The organism is Aureimonas sp. AU4, from assembly GCF_001463765.1.
Taxonomy (GTDB): domain Bacteria; phylum Pseudomonadota; class Alphaproteobacteria; order Rhizobiales; family Rhizobiaceae; genus Aureimonas.
Genome location: NZ_BBWK01000040.1, coordinates 1 through 18564, shown reverse-complemented (window position 1 = coordinate 18564; position 18564 = coordinate 1). Strand labels below are relative to the sequence as shown.

The window sequence follows — 18564 nt, the reverse complement described above, 5'->3', positions numbered from 1 at the left end:
GCGTTGTCGTTGGGGTGCTTCCAACCAGATAGCCGGCCAAGTGTCGCGCCGAATGGACCGCCCCGATGAACGAACATTTCCGTCCGGCCCCCGCGGCCCTTCCCAACGTGCCGGCGACCTATGCCGAGCTGATCGCCTCGCCCGAACGCGTCAGCGAGCGGCTGCGCGAGGCGCTGGTGAAGCGAGCGCAACCCGACGATCCGGAATACCGGCCGCAGACCATGAACGAGACGCAGCTCGCGAGCTTACGCGCCGCGCTCGCCCGCATCATCCCGCAGAAGGGCGACGCGCCGATCGATCTGGCCGCGCGCATCGACACGATGATGGCGGAGGCTACCGGCAACGGCTGGCGCTACGAGGCGCTGCCGACCGATCCGGAAGCCTACCAGGTCGGTCTCGACACGCTGGAGGCGCTGGCCCGTGACCGTCACGGACGGGCCTTCGCGGAGCTCTCGCCGCAGGAGATCGACGCACTCCTGCGCCGGATCGCGGACGGGGAGGCCGGCATCGAGGCCGAAGACCGCTTCTCGCCGAAGCAGATGACGCTCTGGTTCGAGGAGCTGCGCTCGGACGCCGTGCGTATCTTCGTCGCCCACCCCGCCGTCATGGCCCGGATCGGCTATTCCGGCATCGCCAACGGGGGACCTGGCGGGGCGGCCTTTGCCGGCTTCCAGCATGTGGGCATCGGCGAGCGCGAAGCCTTCGAGCCGAGAGGAGAAGCCGAGCGCGAAGCCTTCGAGCCGAGAGGAGAAGCCGAGCGCGAAGCCTTCGAGCCGAGAGGAGAAGCCGAGCGCGAGGCCTTCGAGCCAGAGGGTACGGCCGAGGAGACCGCACGATGAACCTTTCCGGCATGAAGCGCTACGGCGCGAGCGAGATCGTGGACGCGGTGGTGATCGGCACGGGCGCGGGCGGCTCGCCGCTGCTGGCGCGGCTGGCGGCCAAGGGGCTCAGCGTCGTGGCGCTGGAGGCGGGACGCAACCGCGACCCGGAGGAGTTCGCGGCCGACGAGACCCTTTCCTCCGACCTCTACTGGATGAACGAGCGCGTCAGCGGCGGGCGCACGCCCGAGGCCTTCGGCGCCAACAACAGCGGCATCGGCGTCGGCGGTTCGATGCTGCACTGGGGCGCCTACGTGCCGCGCGCCGACCCGCGCGACCTGAAGCTTCGCACCGAGACCGGCCTCGGCGAGGACTGGCCGATCGAGCATCGCGAGCTCGTGCCCTACTACGAGGAGGTCGAAAGCTTCATCGGCGTGTCGGGTCCGGCGCGCTATGTCTTCGACGAGACGCGGCGCTACAAGCTGCCGCCGGTCAAGCGCAACGCGCCGGCGCAGGCCATGGCGGACGGCTGCGCCAAGCTCGGCCTCCGCATCGACGACGGGCCCGTCGCCGCCGTCTCGCAGGACTTCCAGCAGCAGGAAGGGCCGCTGCGGCACGCCTGCGCCAATTGCGGATACTGCCACCAGGGCTGCCGCAACGGCGCCAAGGCCTCGATGGACGTGACCTACCTGCCGATGGCCGTGCGGCGCGGCGCCGAGATCCGGCCCGAATGCTTCGCCACCGGCTTCGAGCGCGACCGCGAGGGTCGCATCACCGCCGTCGTCTATCGCCAGGGCGACCGGGAGATGCGCCAGCCCTGCCGCGCCGTGTTCCTGTGCGCGGGCGCGGTGGAGACGCCGCGCCTCCTCCTCAACGCCGAGCTCGCCAACCGCAACGGGCAGGTCGGCAAGCACTACACCGCGCATGTCGCGACGCAGGTCTGGGGCACGTTCGAGCGCGAGATGCGCATGAACAAGGGCTATCCCTCGGCCATGATCACCGAGGACATGCTGCGGCCGACCGACGCGAACTTCGCGGGCGGCTACCTCGTGCAAAGCCTCGGCGTCGTCCTCGGTACCTTCGCCGACCAGGTGGCGCGCGGGCGCGGCCTGTGGGGCGAGGACCTCGTGCGCTATCTCGACCGCTACAACCACACGGCGGGCATCGGCATCAACGGCGAGGGCCTGCCGCACGAGGACAACTATCTCACGCTCGCCGACGAGCGCGACGCGACGGGGCTGCGCAAGCCGCTGATCCGCTACAGTTATCAGGAGAACGAGCGGGCCATCCGCGACCACTCGGTCCGCTTCATGCGCGGCATCTGGGAGGCGGCGGGCGCCACCGACATCTGGGTCCTAGAGCGCACGGCCCACACGATCGGCACCTGCCGCATGGGGCACGACCCCGAGCGCTCGGTGGTGGACGACGCCGGCCGCTCGCACGAGATCGAGAACCTCTGGATTTGCGACAACTCGGTCTTCCCGTCCTCGCTCGCGGCCAATCCCGCGCTCACCATCATGGCCCTGTCGCTGCGCACCGCCGACCGGTTCCTGGCGAACGGCGGGGCGGGGCGCGCACGCGCGTGACGCCGTTCCCGACCTGACCCGAGGCCGGATCGACGCGATGCGAAAGTGTCGCGCCGAGCCTGACAAACCCCGCTGCCGCGCCACTTCGGTCCGGCCATGTTTCACGACCCCGACCTTCGAGACCGGATGACCCTCCGCTTCAACCTCGTCCTGCGCCCCTCGCCCTGCGAGATCGAGCGATTTCGCGACGCCGTGCGCGAGCTGACGGCCGGCGGCGGGGCGCGCGAGGCGGCCGAGCGCGCGGCGGCGGAGCGGGTCTTCCTGGTCGGGCGGGCAAGCGCATGAGGGACGATGCCCCCGCCGACGGCGCGATGTGCGAGGAGACGGCGAGCGAGAACCCCGCCGCCGACCGCCGGCGCGACGGCTTCCTGCCGCTCGAATCCTATGCCGCGATCGGCGACGGGCGCACCGTGGCGCTGATCGGCATCGACGGCTCGATCGACTGGATGTGCGCGCCCAACCTCGACACGCCGCCGCTCTTCGACCGCCTGCTCGACGAGAGGCGAGGCGGCTGCTTCGTGCTGGCCCCCGACGAGCCCTTCACCGCCACGCGCCGCTACCGCGAGGACTCCAACGTCCTGGAGACCGAGTACACGACCATGAGCGGGCGCGTGCGCGTGGTCGAGGCGCTGAACTCGTCCAGCGCCGGCCGCCTGCCCTGGGTGGAGCTGGCGCGGCGCGTGGAAGGGGTGGCGGGCCATGTGCGCCTCGCCTTCCACCTGCGCTTCGGAACGCGGGCGGACTCGATCTGCCCCTTCATCCAGACCAACTCGAACGCTACGACCTTCCATGCCGGCGAGGTGATGGGCTTGCTGCGCGTGAGCGATGGCGTCGCTGTCGACGAGGAGACCGACGACGGCGTCCGGGGCACGCTGGAGGTCGCGGCGGGCGGGCGCGAGCTCGTGGCGATCCTGGCCGGCGAGAACGAGCCGCTCGTGGTGGAGCCGATCGAGACGATCGACGCGCGCCTCGACACGACCCACGACGAATGGTGCGAGTGGTCGCGCGGCATCCGCTACGACGGGCTGTATCGCCCGCTGGTCCTGCGCTCGGCGCTGGCGCTGAAGCTTCTTCTCTACTCGCCGACCGGCGCCATCGCGGCGGCCGCAACCACCTCGCTGCCCGAGGGCATCGGCGGACCGAAGAACTACGACTACCGCTACGCCTGGGTGCGCGACGCCTCCTACACGATCAAGGCCTTCATGCGCATCGGCGCGATGAGCGAGGCCAAGGCCGCGCTCGCCTGGCTGATCAAGCGGCTGGGCGAGCACGGGCCGAAGGTCTGCTACCGGCTCGACGGGCGCCTGCTCGGCGAGATGCGGGAGATCGACCTGCCGGGCTATCGCAATTCCAGCCCGGTCCACAGCGGCAACCAGGCCGCCGATCAGCTGCAGCTGGGCGTCTACGGCGACATCATGGAGACCGCCGCGCGCTTCGTGGCGGCGGGACACGTGCTCGACCCGAACTCGGGCCGCATCCTGGCCGAGACCGCCGATCTGTGCGCCGAGCAATGGCGCCAGAAGGACGCAGGCATCTGGGAGCTCGAGGAACTCGAGCACTACACCATGTCGAAGATCAGCGCCTGGCAGGCGCTGGCGCGCGCCGTGGAACTGGCCGAGGGCGGCCACATTCCCGGCACCTGCCGCCCGCGCTGGGAGCGGGCGCGCGACCGCATCTTTGGCTGGATCGAGGAGAACTGCTGGTCCGAGGAGCTGCAGGCCTACACGATGTATCCCGGCACCTCGAAGCTCGACGCCAGCCTCGCGCTCGCGGTGCGCTTCGGCTTCGACGGGCGCGACCGGCTGGAGAAGACCATCCGCGCCATCGACCGCGACCTCGGCCGCGGCGCGCTGCACCACCGCTACAACGGCGTGGAGGCGGACGAGGGCTGCTTCATCGCCTGCTCGTTCTGGGTGATTGAGGCGCTGGCGCTGCTGGGGCACCAGGACGAGGCCAGAGAGCGCTTCGAGGCGCTCGCCAGGGTGCTCGACCACGGCAAGGGCGCGGGAACGCTGCCCGAGATGATGGACCCGCGCACCCACGCCTTTCTCGGCAACATGCCGCAGGGGCTGACGCACCTCGCCCTGATCCAGGCCGCCGCGACGCTGTCGGGCCACGCGGTCTGAAGCCGCTTTCCGGCCGAGGCGAAGACGCGCCTCGGCCAAGGCCCTGGCTGAGGTTCAGGGTGTCGCGGACGCCTCTGCGCGCGCGCGCCAGCGGCTCGCCAGCTCATGGCCGAGCGCCCACTTTCCCAAGTCCTCCTCGCCCGCGTCGCAATCGGTTTCCAACGGGTCGCGGTCCATGCTGAACTCGGCGTCCGCGACCACGGCGAAGCGGAAGCAGTGGTCCGCATAGGCGCCGCGCTCGCGGCTTTGCGTGCGCACGCGTGTCTCCAGCGCGACCGCCTCGACGGCGCGGCCCTGCCAGCGCGCCATGCCGTAGTCGACCAGCGTGCTCTTGGTCTCGATCGGCTCCCAGGCGTCGGCCGACAGGCCGTCGCGCCACGCGGCGAATTGCGGGAACAGCGCCGCCAGCCGGTTGCGATCGGCGGGCAAGCCGTCGCCGCGTACGAAGTGCTCGATCAGGGGTGCGAAGCGGTTCAGAAGTGTCGCCGCCTCGGTTGCGTGCCGCGCGCGCAGCTCCCGCTCGCGCGCCTCGGCACCTTCCGCGAGCCGCTGCCGCGTCCGCTCGGCGTCGGCCCGCTCGGCGTCGGCGGCCAGACGGCGCGCCTCCGCGCTCGCCCGCCGGGCGTCCTCCTCCTGCGCCAGCGTGGCGCGGCGCTCCTCGATCGCCTTGGGCGCCAGCCAGACGGGGGCGACGGCCACGGTCTCGTTCTCGCGCAGAAGCGCCTCCCTCACCGAGGCGAGCGTCGGCCCCTCGGCGTAGATCGCACCGCATTCGCCGCGACGGGCCGCCTGGAAGGCATCCTCCGCCGACATCGGGCGGATCGGCAGCTCGCCCGCGCCCCGGTGGGCGAGGCGCGCCACTTCGCGCAGGGTCGGCTCGTGCAGGGCGGGCGGCTCGGCCTCCACCGCGCAAACCGCGCCGCGCCGCGCGAGCACCGCGCCGAAGCCCGCCCGTCCGCCGCCCTGCAGGTCGCGCTCGATCTCGCCCGCCAGCGCCTCGTCGGCCTCGACCCGCCCGCGCAGTTCCGCAAAGGCAAGGGCGGGATAGGGCCGCAGGCGTCCCGCCTCCAGCGCTTCCAGCACCGGCACCGCGAAGGCGGTCGGCGCATCCAGGAAGCGCCCGCGCTCCAGGATCAGGAGATCGCGCTCCGCCAGGTCGCGGCTCGCGCAATCGGCCTCCGCGAGGTCGAGCGTCTGCGCCCCGCTCGGGGCCAGCGCCGCCTCCAGCGCGCCGCGAAGGGCGGCGGTGCGCTCCACGCCGAGCGTGCAGAGCGCGGCCGTGCCGGTGCGGAAGGAAAAGTCGCCGCGAAGGTTGCGGCTGAGCGAGGGGGCGCGTGGGTCGGCGTTATAAAGCACCACGACCTCCTCGCGCCCGCCCTCGAGAAGAACGGCGTTGAGCGGCGTGCGGACCACGGCCTTGGCGAGCGCGCCGCCCGCCTCGGCTTGCGGCGAGACGGCGGCCGGGCGTTGCAGGAGCTCGACCTGCGCTTCCAGGCCCTTCTCGCGCAGGAGCGCCCCGACGCGCCGGTGCGCCTCGTCGAGCGTCGCGATCTCGGGACTTTCCCGGTCGCGGCCGAGCCGGTCGAGTTCGGCCACGACGTCGGGAAGCGCGGGCGCCGTGAGATGGGCGGCGACCCAGGCCGACAGGCCCGCCCGGTCGCGCTCCAGCACGGTGCGGAGCTCGTCGCGACGAAGGTTTTCTGCCGCCTCCCGCTCCGCCGCGCGTTGGGCGGCGAAGGCGGCGAACCCGCCCTCCGCCGCCAGCGCGTCGCCGAGCCGGGCGGTCGCGGCGGTGACGGCGTCGGGATCGCTCGTGCCGCTCGCCGCCTTCAGCTCGGCCGCAGCCTTGGCGATCGACAGGAGGTTCGCGCTCCCGGGGTTGAGGCGCAGGAAAGCGTCGGCATCCGACAGCCTGGCGTCGGCGGTCTCGCGCGCGTCCTTCAGGGCCTTGGCCCGCGCCGCGCGCCAGCTCGCCTCGTCGCCAAAGCCCGCGCGCGCCGCCTCGCGGAAGGCCGACGCGTCGCGAAAGCCGGAGGCGCGGAAGGCCTTGAACTCGCGCGCCGTGTCGAAACCCTCGCGCCGCGCCTCGGAAAAGGCGCTGGCGCTCTGGAACCCGCCGGCCCGGGCGCGCACGAACTCGTCGCTCGAGCGGAAGCCGCCGGCCACCGCGTCGTCGAAGTCCTGCCGGGTTCGAAAGCCCATGGCGCGGGCCTCGTTGAAGCTCGAGGCGGACGGAAAGCCGCCGGCCCGCGCCTCGCCGAAGCTCGCCGCGTCCGCGAAGCCGCCGGCCTGCGCGGCCATGCGCTCCGTGGGCGAGCCGAAGCCGTCCACCGCCGTCTCCTCGATCCGGGCGAGCGCATAGTCGTCCAGCCGCTCGCCGCCGGGCGTGCCGAAGCGCGTCTCGAAGCGCGCGAAGGCGTCCGCCGTGGAGACACCGATCAGCCCGTCGACCGGCCCGTCATAGAGGCCGAGGCGGTGGAACGAGGCCTGGAGGCGGCGGACCGACTGCCGGTAGGCGGGGCGCGTCATCAGGTCGAGCGAGCTGTTCTCGGGAAATGAGTGCCAGACGACGCGCTCGAGGTTCCGGCCGTCGGACAGGAAGCTGTCCTGCGGGATCAGCCGAATGGCCTTCAGCGTCTCCAGGTTGATCTTCGCGCGATCCTTGGCGAGCGTTCCGGCCAGAACCGCGTAGCGACCGTTGCGGCTGAGCATGACGAGGGTGGGCCCGAGCGTCGGACCGAAGCTTTCGGCGAGCGCCACGGCCTCTTCCGGCCCCTCGCGGCTGGCGATCACCAGCCAGCGCTTGTCGCTCACCGGCGCGCGCCGGGCAGGCGCCGCGTTGCGCCGGGGCACCGGGCGCTCGCCCTCCGTCGCCATCTCCCGCAGAACCGCGCCGATGAAACCGGCGAAGTTTCCTTCCGCCTTGGCGGGCGACGCCAGGGCGCCCGTCAGCAGCCACGCGGCAAGACCTGCCCCGACCATCGTCCGCACCGCCGAACCCCGCTGAAAATGTGGCAAGCCCGGGGCAAGGATAGCAGGTCCGCCACAATCTCCAAGGGCGCTGCGGCGGACAAATTCAACCCTCCTATCGAGGCGATCGATCCTCGACGGGTGGTGCGCCCGTCGCCGTAGAGTCCCGTTCCGGACATCCGCCCGGTCCCACGGCGTAGGATGGCGTCGAAACCGACCGCTGCCGACAATCAGAGGGTCGGATTCAAGAAACTGGTAACGGCTGCGTCTTTAACTGCCGGAATGACGGCCAGCATTCCCAGACGCGAAGGTCTCCTGCGAACATTCGCACGTCACCGGAGTGGAGCGGCGGCGATCGAGTTCGCGCTGATCGCGCTTCCCTTCTTCTTCGTCCTCTTCGCCTCGATCGAGACGGCGATCGTGTCGGGTGCGAACGTCGTCCTGCGCAACGCCGTGGATCATGCGGCCCGCGAGGTGCTGACCGGCCAGATGCAGACGCGCGACATCACGCCCGCGACGTTCCGGTCGGAGCTGTGCGCCGACGTGTCGTTCCTTCTGTCCTGCGACCGCCTGAAGATCGACATGCGCACCTACCCGACCTTCGGCGCGATCCCGACCGACGTGCCCTTCAAGCTCGGTGACGTCGACGACACGGGCTTCTGCTTCGATCCCGGCGCCCAGGACAACATCACCGTGGTCCGGGCCTTCTACGCGTGGCCCTGGGTCACCGGGTTCCTGCAGAAGCTGGCGGAAGACACCAACGGCAACGCGACGATCTTCGCGATGGCCGCCTTCATGAACGAGCCGTTCGGCACGGCCGCCTCGACGAGATCGACGTGCTGAGGGCGCCGCGCCCGGTTCGCGTGGCGCGGCGCTTCTGGCGCGACCGGCGGGCGGTCGCGGCGGTGGAGTTCGCGCTCATCCTGCCCGTGATGCTGGTCTTCTATCTCGGCACGGCGGAGCTGACGCAGTTCCTGAACGCCGACGCCAAGGTGGCCGCCACGGCCGACACGGTCGGCAACCTCGTCACGCGGGTGAAGACCATCGACACGACCTCGATGAACAACATCTTCGCCATCTCCTCGGCGGTGATGAACCCCTTCGCCATCGCGCCGCTCGCCATCAAGGTGACGGCGGTCCGGGTCGATGCGAACGGCAAGGGCACGGTTCACTGGTCGAAGGTGAGCGGCAGCGCGACGCCCGACGCGGCCGGAGCCACGTTCACGATTCCCACCGGCCTGTCGGGATTCACCGACAGCTACTTCGTCGTTTCCACCGCCACCTACGCCTACCGGCCGGTCATCGGCTACGGCGGCATCATCGGACCGGTGACGCTGGAGAAGACCGCACTCTACCGCCCGCGCAAGAGCTCGGAGGTCACGCCCCAATGAACCGGCGCTCGTTTGCTGCCCTCTTGTCTTTGCGGCGTCTGGCAACCGACCGGCGCGGCAACGTCGCGATGATCTTCGCGATCTGCGCCCCCGTGCTCGTCGCCGCCACGGGGGTGGCGGTCGACATGACGAACCTGCAGGCGCAAGGGGTCGCGCTGCAGCACGCGCTCGACGCCGGCGCCCTGGCCGCCGCGAAGGAATACGGTCGGACGCAGAACAAGGACGAGCTGAAGCGGATCGCCGAAGGCTATTTCAACAGCAATCTCGGCACCAACACTGCCATGCCGACCACGTTCAGCTTCGACGGCGTGGTGCTGGAGAACGGCAACAACGTGCTCAAGGTCTCGGCCGAGCGCCAGGTGCCGCAGTATTTCGGGCCCGCGATCCAGCGCCTGATCGGGGGCGACGTCCAGAGCTCGCGCACGCTGCAGCGCGAGAGCGAGATCGTGATCCAGAACCGCTCGATCGAGCTGGCGCTGGTGCTCGACAACTCGGGCTCGATGAAGGATCCGCCGACGGGCGGCGGCACGAGCAAGATCTCGACGCTGAAGACCGCGACCACCAATCTCGTCAACCAGATGATGGCGACGAGCTCCTCCAACGTCCAGTATCCTGTCTCGATCTCGGTGGTGCCGTTTTCGGGCGCGGTGAACGTGGGGACGAAGTACGCTTCCGCCTCCTGGATGGATACGAAAGGCGTCTCGCCGGAACATCACGACGATTTCGACTGGTCGACTTGGACGGACGGCAAGCTTCCGAAAGCCATCCAGGTGTTCGATGCTTATGGCTCGCCGTATTGGGTGAAGACGATCCCGAGCGGTCTCACGGTGCTGCCCGGCACGGAGGCGCTGACCCGCTTCTACCTTTATGATCATGCGGTGGGAGCAGGCAGCTGGCCCGGTTGCGTTATGTCGCGGCCCAACGGCTACGCCGTGACCGACGATGCACCGACGCAGCGCAACCCTTCGACGCTTTTCGTTCCAACCTTCGCGCCGGCGGAAGCCTACTGGGCATACATGTCATCCAACCTCGGGAATGATTGGATCAAGGCAGACAACACCATTCGAAGCGACAGGGACGCGATCCTCAAGCAACGTGATATGAACCGCTACTTCACCGGACAGAAGAACACGGCCAACTACGTCACCGGGCCTGACTTCGTCTGCAACACACAGCCCGTCACTCCCCTCTCCAAGACGAAATCCACCATCCTCTCCTCCATTTCCGGAATGGTCGCATCGGGAGGCACCAACATCATGGAGGGCGTGGCCTGGGGGTGGCGCACGCTCAGTTCACGCGAGCCGTTTCCGGAGGGAAAACCTGCAAAGACCCCTGACAACCTTAAGGTCTTGGTCCTGATGACGGACGGCGAGAACACCTACAATGCGTCCTACAGCAACGGCCAACAGGTCGAGATGACGAGCCCCGGGCATTCGCTCTACGGAACCTACGGCTACGCCCAGATCCTCCAAAGCGACCCGAAGCTCCCGAACTCTGGCCAGTTAAGGCCCGGCCGCATGTTCGATTCCGTCAAGACCACCGCGAAGCAGGCCAACATCACGCAGGTCACCGCGGCGATGAACGAGAACATGTCCCTAGTCTGCGAGAACGCCAAGTCCGACGGGCGCAACGAGGATGGCAGTGACGGCATCGTGATCTTCGCGATCGCCTTCGACCTCAAGGACGGAAGCCCGGTCAAGGACCGCCTGCGGGCCTGCGCCTCCAACGGCATCACGGGCCGGGGCGCCAAGCTCTACTACGACGCGCGCTCCTCGGCGGACCTGACGCGCGCCTTCGCCGACATCACCGAGGAAATCTCCAGCCTGCGCATCGCGCGCTGACGAACGCGGGGTTCCCTCAGCCCGCCAGGACGCCAGAGCGCTCCACCGCGCGGGGAAACAGGCGGGCGCAGAGCGTGGCCCATTCAGCCTGTCCCCTGTCGGTCGCGATGAGGTCCTGCCGGATCTCGATCTCGGCATAGGGAAGCCCGGCGCCTTCCGCGTGGGTGGTGATCGTGTAGTCGCTGAGGGCGCTCGCGACATAGGGCTCGTTGCGCCCGACCGTGAAGGGCGTCTCCTCGCGCAGGATCTCGATCAGGGCGTCGCCGACGCGCCAGTCCTGGTCCGCCAGGATGCCGATCTCCCAGGGTCGATGGACGCCGTCCGCGCGCAGCGCGTCGGTGCAGGAATGCATGGCGAAGACCACGGTCGGAAGACCCCGTGCGCGCCTCGTGGCCAAAAGCTCCGCCACCGCGTCCTGGTAGGGATGGAAGATCTCGCGCTCGCGCGCCGCGCGGGCCTCGTCCGACACCACGAGATTGCCCGGCACCTCGGTCGTGTCGCTGATCGGCGCGAGCGACTGCGGGTGGCCGGGGCGGCGGTTGCAGTCGATCACGAGGCGCGAATAGCGCTGGAAGACGTATGGGGCGCCGAGCGCCTCGGACAGGCGCGTCGAGACGCCGTGGATGCCGATGTCCCAGCCGATATGGCGCGAAAGCTCCGCGTCCGGCAGGCCGAGGGTTCCAAGGCTTTGCGGCACGGCGCGCCCGGCATGGTCGCCCAGAAGCACGATCGGCGCGGCGGCCTTGGAACGGAGCAGGCCGACCGGTTCGGGGTCGCCGGGCTGGAGAAGCGTGGTCATGGGCGGCTCGACGGGGAGGGGGAGGGACGGGGCGCTTGATGCCCCGCGCCCGCCCGCTTGTCCACCGCCCGGCGCCTCACCAGCGCGCGTGGACGTGCGGCGCGACGATCCGGCCGTAGATCTCGCGCGCCGCCGCCATCGTCTCGGCCGGCAGCGGGGCGAGATCGCCGGCGGCCGCGTTGCCGCGCGCCTGGTCCGCCCGCCGCCCGCCAGGGATCACGACGCTGACGGCGTCCTCCATCAGGATCCAGCGCAGCGCGAAGGCCGCCATGCCGCCCGAGCCCTCCGGCACGAGCGGGCGCAGCGCCTCCACCGCCTCCAGCGCCGCCTCGAAGGGCACGCCCGAGAAGGTCTCGCCGACGTCGAAGGCTTCGCCGTGCCGGTTGAAGTTGCGGTGGTCGTCGCTCGCGAACTGCGTGGAGCGGTCGATGCGGCCCGTCAGGAGGCCGCTCGCCAAAGGCACGCGCACGATCATCGCCGTTCCGGCGGCGCGGGCCGCCGGAAAGAAGTCGTCGGCCGGGCGCTGGCGGAAGAGGTTGTAGATGATCTGGACGCTCGCTACGCCCGGCTGGCGAATAGCGCCCAGCGCCTCGTCGACGCGCTCCACCGAGACGCCGTGGAAGCGGATCTTGCCCTTCTCCACGAGCCGCTCCATCGCGCCGAAGACCTCGGGCCGGTCGTAGACCTCGGTCGGCGGGCAATGGAGCTGGACGAGGTCGAGCGTCTCGACCTCGAGATTCCCGAGGCTCCGGTCGACGAAGGCTTCGAGGTTCTCGAGCGTGTAGCCGTCCGCCGCGTGGGGCTGCAGGCGGCGCCCGGCCTTGGTGGCGACGACGGGGCGCTCGGCTCCGCCGCGCTCCTTGAGGACGCGCGCGATCAGGCGCTCGGAGCGCCCGTCGCCGTAGACGTCGGCCGTGTCGAGGAAGGTGACGCCGCTGTCGAGCGCGGCGTGGAGGGTCGCCACCGCGTCGTCCTCGGAAACGTCACCCCAGGAGCCGCCGATCGCCCAGGCGCCGAAACCGATCTCGCCGACGCGCCAGCCCGTGCGCCCGAAGTCGCGCTGTTTCATGGATAGCTCTCCCGTTCGTCCCGCCCGATGCGAGGCGCTGCAACTGGCGCGGGGCGATCCCCTGTCGAGGGTGTTTCACGGGAAACACCCCTTGGGTGCCTGCGGATCGCGGGCGGGCGCCCTCAGCCGTTGGCCGCGGGATCCACCGAGGCGGCAAAGAGTGCGCGCAGGCGTGCCGGGTCCGCTTCTTCGAGGAGGAGAACCTCGGGCGTGCCGAGCCGCCCGCTCGGGTCCACCAGCACCATGCCGCGCCCCGGCCCCTCGCCGAGCACGACGTCGAGCGAGGCGCGGCTCGTGCGCCGCGCGATCGCGGGTTCGAGAAGGAGGGCGGCGGCGAGCGGGTCCACGAAGCGGAAGACGTCGCCCGCCCCGTAGGACGCGTTGGTGCGCCGGGCATGAAGGGCGAGCGCCTCGGAGAAGCGCCGCCCCTCCGTGTCGGACGCGCCCGCGAAGACGGCCTCGATCTCGTCGCCGGTCATCACGTGGCGGCGGCAGGGCTCCCAGGGCACGAGCTCGATCGGCAGGCCGGAGGTGAGCACGATGCGCGCGGCCTCGGGGTCGGAGGCGATGTTGAACTCGGCCGCCGGCGTCGTGTTGCCGCGCCCCTCCAGCGTGCCGCCCATGATCACGAGGCGGCGCACGGCGTGGGCGACGCCCGGGTCGAGCGACAGAAGGATGGCGAGGTTGGTGAGCGGGCCGAGGAAAAGGAGGTCGACGCTGGCGGGCGCGGCCTTGCGCAGAAGCGCGCGCAGGGCGTCCACCGCGCCCTCTTCGCGCGCCGGCGCATGGTTCTGCGGGCGCGGCGCGCCGCCGAGCCCGTCCTCGCCGTGGATGTGCCGCGCCTCGATGCGGGGCGCGAGCAGCGGGCGCGCGGCGCCGGGATGCACCGGCACGTGACCCGCGCCGCCGCTCGCGAGCGTCGCCAGGACGTTGCGCGTGGCGGCCTTCAGCGCGACGTTGCCGAAGACCGTCGTGACCAGCGCCGGCACGCGCCCCGCGCCGAGCAGCATTAGAAGCGCCTGCGCGTCGTCGACGCCGCCGTCGGTGTCGACCACGAGGGCGGAGGAAGGGGCGTCGGTCATGGCGGGGCGGGTCCTTCGGGGGATGGCGCGTCGGCTTATGGCTCGCGCGCGGCACCTTGGGTAGCCCCGCGAATCCAGGCGGGCGGTGCGCCGGCCTTACCGATCCGTATAGGCCACGGCCCGCGCCGCCCCTTTCCAAGCGGGGCGTTTGTGGCGCAGGAAGGCGCCGCTTGCCCGATCCTCCTCCGGGCGGGCGGATTCACAAGAGGCGAGCGACCCCCATGAACGGCATCCTGGCTGCGATCTCGAGCGTCGTCGTGTCGGTGATCTCGGCCGGGGGCTTGCCGGGCATCGTCCTTCTGATGGCGCTGGAATCGGCCTGCATCCCGATCCCCTCCGAGATCGTCCTGCCCTTCGCGGGCTATCTCGTGGGCGAGGGGCGCTTCACGCTTCTTGGCGTCGCGACCGCCGGCGCCATCGGCTGCAACCTCGGCTCGGCGGTGGCCTATCTCGCGGGCTCGCGCGGCGGGCGCGCGATGGTGGAGCGGTTCAGCCGCCATTCCGTCTTCGGGCGGGCCGAGCTCGCGCTGGCCGACCGCTTCTTCGCCCGCTTCGGCCCCGCCGCCATCTTCCTAGGGCGCCTTCTGCCGGTTGTGCGCACCTTCGTCGCCCTGCCGGCCGGCATCGCGCGGATGAACGTCTGGACCTTCCACGCCTTCACCTTCGTCGGCTCGTGGATCTGGTGCTACGCGCTCGCCTCCATCGGCCTGTCGCTGGGCAGCGGCTGGGAGAACGACCCGCGGCTCAAGACCGCCTTCCACGTGGCCGACGTCCTCGTGGTGCTCGCGCTCCTCGCCGCGCTGGGCTGGTTCTTCGTCAGCCGTCGGCGCTCGCGCGCGGGCTGAGAGCCTCAGCCGATCCGCATCCGGTTCAGGAGCCCGTCGCGCTTCAGGAAGTGGTGGCGCAGCGCGCCCAGCACGTGCAGCGCGGCAAGCGCCAGGATGACCCATCCCAGGAAGCCGTGGAATTCGAAGAGCCGGTCGCTCCGGTCCTCGTTCATGGGGACGAAGTCCGGCAGGGCGAGGCCGAAGAGGCGCACCGTGTCGCCCGCCATGGCGGAGGCTAGCCAGCCGACGAGCGGCATGGCGAGGAGCGCGAGGTAGAGCGCGGCCTGGACGCCGGACGCCAGCCACCGCTCCCAGCGCGGCGCCGCCCCCGCCAGCGGCTCGACCCGGTGGGTCAGGCGCCACAGGAGGCGCAGCGCCACGACCGCGAGGATCAGGAGGCCGAAGGAGCGGTGAAGGTCGACCAGCGTCGCGCTGACCGGGCTGGGCCCGAGCGCGTCGAACGTCCAGGCGAGCGCGAACATGACGACGAGAAGCGCGACGGTCGCCCAGTGGAACCGGCGCAGGGCGGCGGGAAGGGGGCGGGGCGGCGACGTGTCGCCGCGGCGGTCGAACATTACGGACATGTATAGAAGGCGCCCTGATCTGGAAATATTGTCTTCCTATTTATGGCGCGGTGACAGGCAAAGGTAAATCCTGTCCCTTTATTTCAAGATAGGACAACATCATGAAGCTTCACCGTGTCGTTCTCGGGGCCGCCTGCGGCGCCCTGCTTCTCAGCGCGCCGGCCTTCGCGGCCGAGACCGTCTCGGTGCAGCTTGTGGGCGAGCGCGGCGGGCAGATGGCGATCAAGCTCGACAAGAGCGAGGTGCCGGCCGGCGAGGTGACGTTCCAGGTCGCCAACGTGGCGGCGAACACCCCGCACGAGATGGTGGTGATCAAGCTCGACAAGCCCGGCGAGACGCTCAAGGTCGATCCCGCCAAGAACCGGGTCGACGAGAAGAAGCTGATGAGCATGGGCGAGGTCTCCGACCTCAAGGCCGGCCAGTCCGGCAAGCTGACGGTGAAGCTCGCGCCCGGCGCCTACGAGCTGATCTGCAACATCAAGGGCCACGTCGCCGCCGGCATGGTGGCGCCCTTCACCGTGAAGGGCTGACCGAAGCGCCGGGCGGGGTGCCGAAACGGCACTCCGCCCCGCGCGATCCCGAGGGCCAGGTTGTCGCAGCCGGAGCGGCTGCGACCCGGCCGCACTGGCCACGGATCGTTGGCCGCCTAACTGACGCTTGCCGAACCCTTCCCGCCAGACCATCACGCCGCCCGCCATGACCGGCGCGGCGCGCGGAAGGGCGGCCGTCGACGCGCGAGGATGACATGGACACGAAGATGGATGACGTGGGCACGGGCGTGTGCCCGTTCGGCGGCACGCGGATCAGCGGCGCGGTCGGCACGGAGCCGCAGATCGACCACTGGTGGCCGAACCGCCTCAAGGTGGAGCTCCTCCACCAGAACCCGCCCGAGGCCAATCCCTTGCGCGACGTCGACTACGCCCGCGCCTTCGAGGCGCTCGACCTCGAGGCGGTGAAGGGCGACATCAAGCGCTTCCTGACGAGCTCGGTCTCCTGGTGGCCCTCGGACTACGGCAACTACGGCCCGCAGATGATCCGCATGGCTTGGCATTCGGCCGGCACCTACCGCATCGCCGACGGGCGCGGCGGCGCGGGCCAGGGCATGCAGCGCTTCGCGCCGATCAACTCGTGGTGGGACAACGGCAACACCGACAAGTCGCGCCGCCTCCTGTGGCCGATCAAGCAGAAATACGGCGCCGCGCTGTCCTGGGCCGACCTCATGGTGCTGACCGGCAACTGCGCTCTGGAGGTCATGGGCTTCAAGACGTTCGGCTTCGGCGGCGGGCGCATCGACGCCTGGGAGCCGGACCGCGCCACCTACTGGGGACCGGAAGGCTGGGACGGCAAGCCGGTGAACGAGGCGCCCTACGGTCCCAAGGCCGGCCATCCGGAGGAGATGGTGAACCGGGGCCTGCGCTGGCAGGGCGGCCCGAAGGACGCGACCTACGAGCTCGACAGCCCGCTCGCCGCCACGCACCAGTCGCTGATCTACGTCGACCCGGAAGGGCCGAACGGCAACGGCGATCCCCTGGATTCGGCGCGCGACATCCGCCTGTCCTTCGGCCGCATGGCGATGAACGACGAGGAGACGGTCGCCCTGATCGCGGGCGGCCACGCCTTCGGCAAGTCGCACGGCATGGTCAAGGCCGACCGCATCGGCGGAGCGCCGGAGAACTCGCCGATCGAGGCGATGGGCCTCGGCTGGCACAATCCGGAGGGCTCGGGCAACGCCGAGTTCACGATGACCAACGGCATCGAGGGCTCCTGGACCCAGGATCCGACACGCTGGGACAACAGCTATCTCGAGAACCTCTTCCGCTTCGAGTGGCGCAAGACCAAGAGCCCGGCCGGCTCGATCCAGTGGACGCCGGTCGATCCCGACGCCCCGAGGACGCCGGACGCGCACATCCGGGGCCAGATGAACCCGCTGATGATGATGACCTCCGATATCGCGCTGAAGGAGGACCCGGCCTACCGCGCGGTGTGCGAGCGCTTCCTTCACGACTTCGACGCCTTCTCCGACGCCTTCGCGCGCGCCTGGTTCAAGCTGACCCACCGCGACATGGGCCCGAAGGTGCGCTACCTCGGACCCGAGGTTCCGACCGAGGACCTGATCTGGCAGGACCCGATCCCGCCGCTCGACTTCACCCCGATCAACGAGAGCGACGCCGCGCGCCTGAAGGAAGAGGTGCTCGCGAGCGGCCTGTCGGTCACCGACCTCGTGGCGGTCGCCTGGGCGGCGGCCTCGACCCACCGTGTCTCCGATAAGCGCGGCGGGGCGAACGGCGGGCGCATCCGCCTCCAGCCGCAGCGCGGCTGGGCGGTGAACGAGCCCGAGCGCCTGGAGCGCGTCATCCCGAAGCTGGAGGCGATCGCCGAGCGCTTCAACGCGTCCGGTAGCGGACGCCACGTCTCGTTCGCCGACATGGTGGTGCTGGCGGGCTGTGCGGGCGTGGAAAAGGCGGCGCGCGACGCCGGCACGCCGATCACGGTGCCCTTCGTCCCGGGCCGGCGCGACACGACGCAGGAGCTGACCGACGTCGAGCAGTTCCGCTGGCTGCAGCCCGTCTCGGACGGGTTCCGCAACTACCAGGACCGCTCGATCGACATCCGCGTCTCGCCGGAGGAGCTGTATCTCGACCGCGCCATGCTGCTCTCACTGACCGCGCCGGAATGGACGGTGCTCCACGGCGGCCTGAAGGCGCTGGGCATCACCTATGGCGGGTCGAAGCACGGCGTGCTGACCGACCGTCCCGGGGTGCTGACCAACGACGTGTTCCGCAACCTCACCTCGATGGATACGGTCTGGTCGCCGGTGGACGGCGCAAGCCAGGTCTTCGAGGGGCGCGAGCGCGAGGGCGGCGCGCCGCGCTACACGGCCACGCGCTGCGACCTCGTGTTCGGCTCGAACTCGCAGCTGCGCGAGATCGCGGAGGTCTATGCCTCGGACGACGCGCGTGAGCGCTTCGCGCGCGACTTCGTGGCCGCTTGGCACAAGGTGATGATGCTGGACCGCTACGACGTGGCCCGCTGACCCTTCGAACGACACTTGAGGCCCGCCCTTCGGGGCGGGTCTCCGGGCCTCAGCGCCGGATGCGGTTGCCGAGCACGAAGCCGAAGAGGCCCATCAGGATGATGCCGACCGCCCCTTGAAGGCCGACCAGGATGTTGGTCCAGCGGCCGACGGGATCGAGGCCGATCGCGGGCGGGTTGGCGGTCATCATGTTGAGCGCGCTGTAGCTCATGAGGTCGACCGCGTGGCGCGTGCCCTGCGTTTCGCCCGTCGGGACCAGCCCGCCCGCCAGGCCGTAGAGCACGGCGAAGACGAAGATCAGGATCACGAAGGCGCGCACGATGCGCGACATGCTCTCGCCGTAGTCGCAGAGCCATTCCACGAACCGGTCCGCCGCCCAGCGGGCGCCCGCGGCCAGCGCCTCGCGCCGCCGCCCGGCGCGCCAGGCGGAGAGGGCC

Annotated in this window: 15 protein-coding genes and 1 pseudogene; 10 read left to right on the top strand and 6 right to left on the bottom strand. The window is 70.4% G+C overall.

The window, feature by feature from the left end:
* The first annotated feature begins 65 nt into the window (after nucleotides 1–65).
* The 4 genes from AUL35_RS12285 to AUL35_RS12275 all read left to right on the top strand — a co-directional run bounded on the left by AUL35_RS12285 (nucleotide 66) and on the right by AUL35_RS12275 (nucleotide 4530).
* Nucleotides 66–839 carry a gluconate 2-dehydrogenase subunit 3 family protein gene (locus AUL35_RS12285; RefSeq protein ID WP_062015195.1) on the top strand — a complete coding sequence of 258 codons (774 nt, stop codon included), beginning with the start codon at nucleotides 66–68 and terminating at the stop codon, nucleotides 837–839.
* Nucleotides 836–2404: a GMC family oxidoreductase gene (locus AUL35_RS12280; RefSeq protein ID WP_062015193.1), complete on the top strand. Its 1569-nt coding sequence runs from the start codon at nucleotides 836–838 to the stop codon at nucleotides 2402–2404. Before AUL35_RS12285 ends, AUL35_RS12280 begins: the two co-directional genes overlap by 4 nt.
* A gap of 126 nt (nucleotides 2405–2530) precedes the next feature.
* Entirely contained in the window at nucleotides 2531–2689 is a 159-nt protein-coding gene (locus AUL35_RS22160) for a hypothetical protein (RefSeq protein ID WP_156417973.1), read from the top strand.
* On the top strand, nucleotides 2686–4530 hold the full coding sequence (locus tag AUL35_RS12275) for a glycoside hydrolase family 15 protein (protein WP_244493762.1): 1845 nt from the start codon (nucleotides 2686–2688) through the stop codon (nucleotides 4528–4530). Before AUL35_RS22160 ends, AUL35_RS12275 begins: the two co-directional genes overlap by 4 nt.
* Nucleotides 4531–4584: 54 nt before the next feature.
* Here AUL35_RS12275 and AUL35_RS12270 read toward each other — a convergent pair whose 3' ends face one another.
* Nucleotides 4585–7521, bottom strand: coding sequence for a peptidoglycan-binding domain-containing protein (locus AUL35_RS12270; RefSeq protein ID WP_156417972.1), 2937 nt, complete (start codon nucleotides 7519–7521; stop codon nucleotides 4585–4587).
* Between the two features lie 261 nt (nucleotides 7522–7782).
* On the opposite strand from AUL35_RS12270, the gene AUL35_RS12265 reads away from it, so the two are divergent.
* From AUL35_RS12265 to AUL35_RS12255, 3 genes are read left to right on the top strand one after another with little or no spacing between them, the layout of a single operon-like run.
* Complete coding sequence (locus AUL35_RS12265; protein ID WP_062015187.1) at nucleotides 7783–8343, top strand: TadE/TadG family type IV pilus assembly protein; 561 nt, start codon at nucleotides 7783–7785, stop codon at nucleotides 8341–8343.
* The gene (locus AUL35_RS12260; protein WP_062015185.1) at nucleotides 8337–8891 is read left to right on the top strand and encodes a TadE/TadG family type IV pilus assembly protein; all 555 of its coding nucleotides are present in this window, start codon (nucleotides 8337–8339) and stop codon (nucleotides 8889–8891) included. Before AUL35_RS12265 ends, AUL35_RS12260 begins: the two co-directional genes overlap by 7 nt.
* Nucleotides 8888–10732 (top strand): pilus assembly protein TadG-related protein, encoded by a 1845-nt coding sequence (locus tag AUL35_RS12255; protein ID WP_082666298.1) that lies wholly within the window; start codon nucleotides 8888–8890, stop codon nucleotides 10730–10732. Before AUL35_RS12260 ends, AUL35_RS12255 begins: the two co-directional genes overlap by 4 nt.
* A gap of 16 nt (nucleotides 10733–10748) precedes the next feature.
* Here the strand turns inward: AUL35_RS12255 and AUL35_RS12250 are convergent, their stop codons facing one another.
* From AUL35_RS12250 to AUL35_RS12240, 3 genes are all read right to left on the bottom strand, one after another.
* A complete protein-coding gene (locus tag AUL35_RS12250; protein WP_062015182.1) occupies nucleotides 10749–11531 on the bottom strand; it encodes an N-formylglutamate amidohydrolase in 783 nt (260 codons plus the stop codon).
* 76 nt (nucleotides 11532–11607) lie between these two features.
* Complete coding sequence (locus AUL35_RS12245; protein WP_062015180.1) at nucleotides 11608–12600, bottom strand: aldo/keto reductase; 993 nt, start codon at nucleotides 12598–12600, stop codon at nucleotides 11608–11610.
* Nucleotides 12601–12722: 122 nt separating this feature from the next.
* Nucleotides 12723–13682, bottom strand: a complete 960-nt coding sequence (locus AUL35_RS12240; RefSeq protein WP_062015178.1) for a nucleoside hydrolase — start codon at nucleotides 13680–13682, stop codon at nucleotides 12723–12725.
* 221 nt (nucleotides 13683–13903) lie between these two features.
* On the opposite strand from AUL35_RS12240, the gene AUL35_RS12235 reads away from it, so the two are divergent.
* Nucleotides 13904–14527, top strand: a complete 624-nt coding sequence (locus AUL35_RS12235; protein ID WP_062015176.1) for a DedA family protein — start codon at nucleotides 13904–13906, stop codon at nucleotides 14525–14527.
* Between the two features lie 5 nt (nucleotides 14528–14532).
* On the opposite strand, the gene AUL35_RS12230 is transcribed toward AUL35_RS12235, so the two are convergent.
* Nucleotides 14533–15093 (bottom strand): cytochrome b, encoded by a 561-nt coding sequence (locus AUL35_RS12230; protein WP_062015174.1) that lies wholly within the window; start codon nucleotides 15091–15093, stop codon nucleotides 14533–14535.
* Nucleotides 15094–15194: 101 nt separating this feature from the next.
* Between AUL35_RS12230 and AUL35_RS12225 the strand changes: the two genes are divergently transcribed.
* Both AUL35_RS12225 and katG read left to right on the top strand, forming a co-directional pair.
* The gene (locus AUL35_RS12225; protein ID WP_192847086.1) at nucleotides 15195–15623 is read left to right on the top strand and encodes a plastocyanin/azurin family copper-binding protein; all 429 of its coding nucleotides are present in this window, start codon (nucleotides 15195–15197) and stop codon (nucleotides 15621–15623) included.
* 227 nt (nucleotides 15624–15850) lie between these two features.
* The gene (gene katG, locus AUL35_RS12220) at nucleotides 15851–18127 is read left to right on the top strand and encodes a catalase/peroxidase HPI (RefSeq protein WP_156417979.1); all 2277 of its coding nucleotides are present in this window, start codon (nucleotides 15851–15853) and stop codon (nucleotides 18125–18127) included.
* 49 nt (nucleotides 18128–18176) lie between these two features.
* On the opposite strand, the pseudogene AUL35_RS22590 reads toward katG, so the two are convergent.
* Nucleotides 18177–18564 (bottom strand): annotated as a pseudogene (locus AUL35_RS22590) (hypothetical protein); the annotation flags it as partial.

What these genes read in the sequence shown, in the direction of transcription:
- AUL35_RS12285 (WP_062015195.1), top strand. Translation starts at nt 66, where the DNA reads ATGAACGAACATTTCCGTCCGGCCCCCGCGGCCCTTCCCAACGTGCCG.
- AUL35_RS12280 (WP_062015193.1), top strand. Translation starts at nt 836, where the DNA reads ATGAACCTTTCCGGCATGAAGCGCTACGGCGCGAGCGAGATCGTGGAC.
- AUL35_RS22160 (WP_156417973.1), top strand. Translation starts at nt 2,531, where the DNA reads ATGACCCTCCGCTTCAACCTCGTCCTGCGCCCCTCGCCCTGCGAGATC.
- AUL35_RS12275 (WP_244493762.1), top strand. Translation starts at nt 2,686, where the DNA reads ATGAGGGACGATGCCCCCGCCGACGGCGCGATGTGCGAGGAGACGGCG.
- AUL35_RS12265 (WP_062015187.1), top strand. Translation starts at nt 7,783, where the DNA reads ATGACGGCCAGCATTCCCAGACGCGAAGGTCTCCTGCGAACATTCGCA.
- AUL35_RS12255 (WP_082666298.1), top strand. Translation starts at nt 8,888, where the DNA reads ATGAACCGGCGCTCGTTTGCTGCCCTCTTGTCTTTGCGGCGTCTGGCA.
- AUL35_RS12250 (WP_062015182.1), bottom strand. Translation starts at nt 11,531, where the DNA reads ATGACCACGCTTCTCCAGCCCGGCGACCCCGAACCGGTCGGCCTGCTC.
- AUL35_RS12245 (WP_062015180.1), bottom strand. Translation starts at nt 12,600, where the DNA reads ATGAAACAGCGCGACTTCGGGCGCACGGGCTGGCGCGTCGGCGAGATC.
- AUL35_RS12240 (WP_062015178.1), bottom strand. Translation starts at nt 13,682, where the DNA reads ATGACCGACGCCCCTTCCTCCGCCCTCGTGGTCGACACCGACGGCGGC.
- AUL35_RS12235 (WP_062015176.1), top strand. Translation starts at nt 13,904, where the DNA reads ATGAACGGCATCCTGGCTGCGATCTCGAGCGTCGTCGTGTCGGTGATC.
- AUL35_RS12230 (WP_062015174.1), bottom strand. Translation starts at nt 15,093, where the DNA reads ATGTCCGTAATGTTCGACCGCCGCGGCGACACGTCGCCGCCCCGCCCC.
- AUL35_RS12225 (WP_192847086.1), top strand. Translation starts at nt 15,195, where the DNA reads ATGAAGCTTCACCGTGTCGTTCTCGGGGCCGCCTGCGGCGCCCTGCTT.
- katG (WP_156417979.1), top strand. Translation starts at nt 15,851, where the DNA reads ATGGATGACGTGGGCACGGGCGTGTGCCCGTTCGGCGGCACGCGGATC.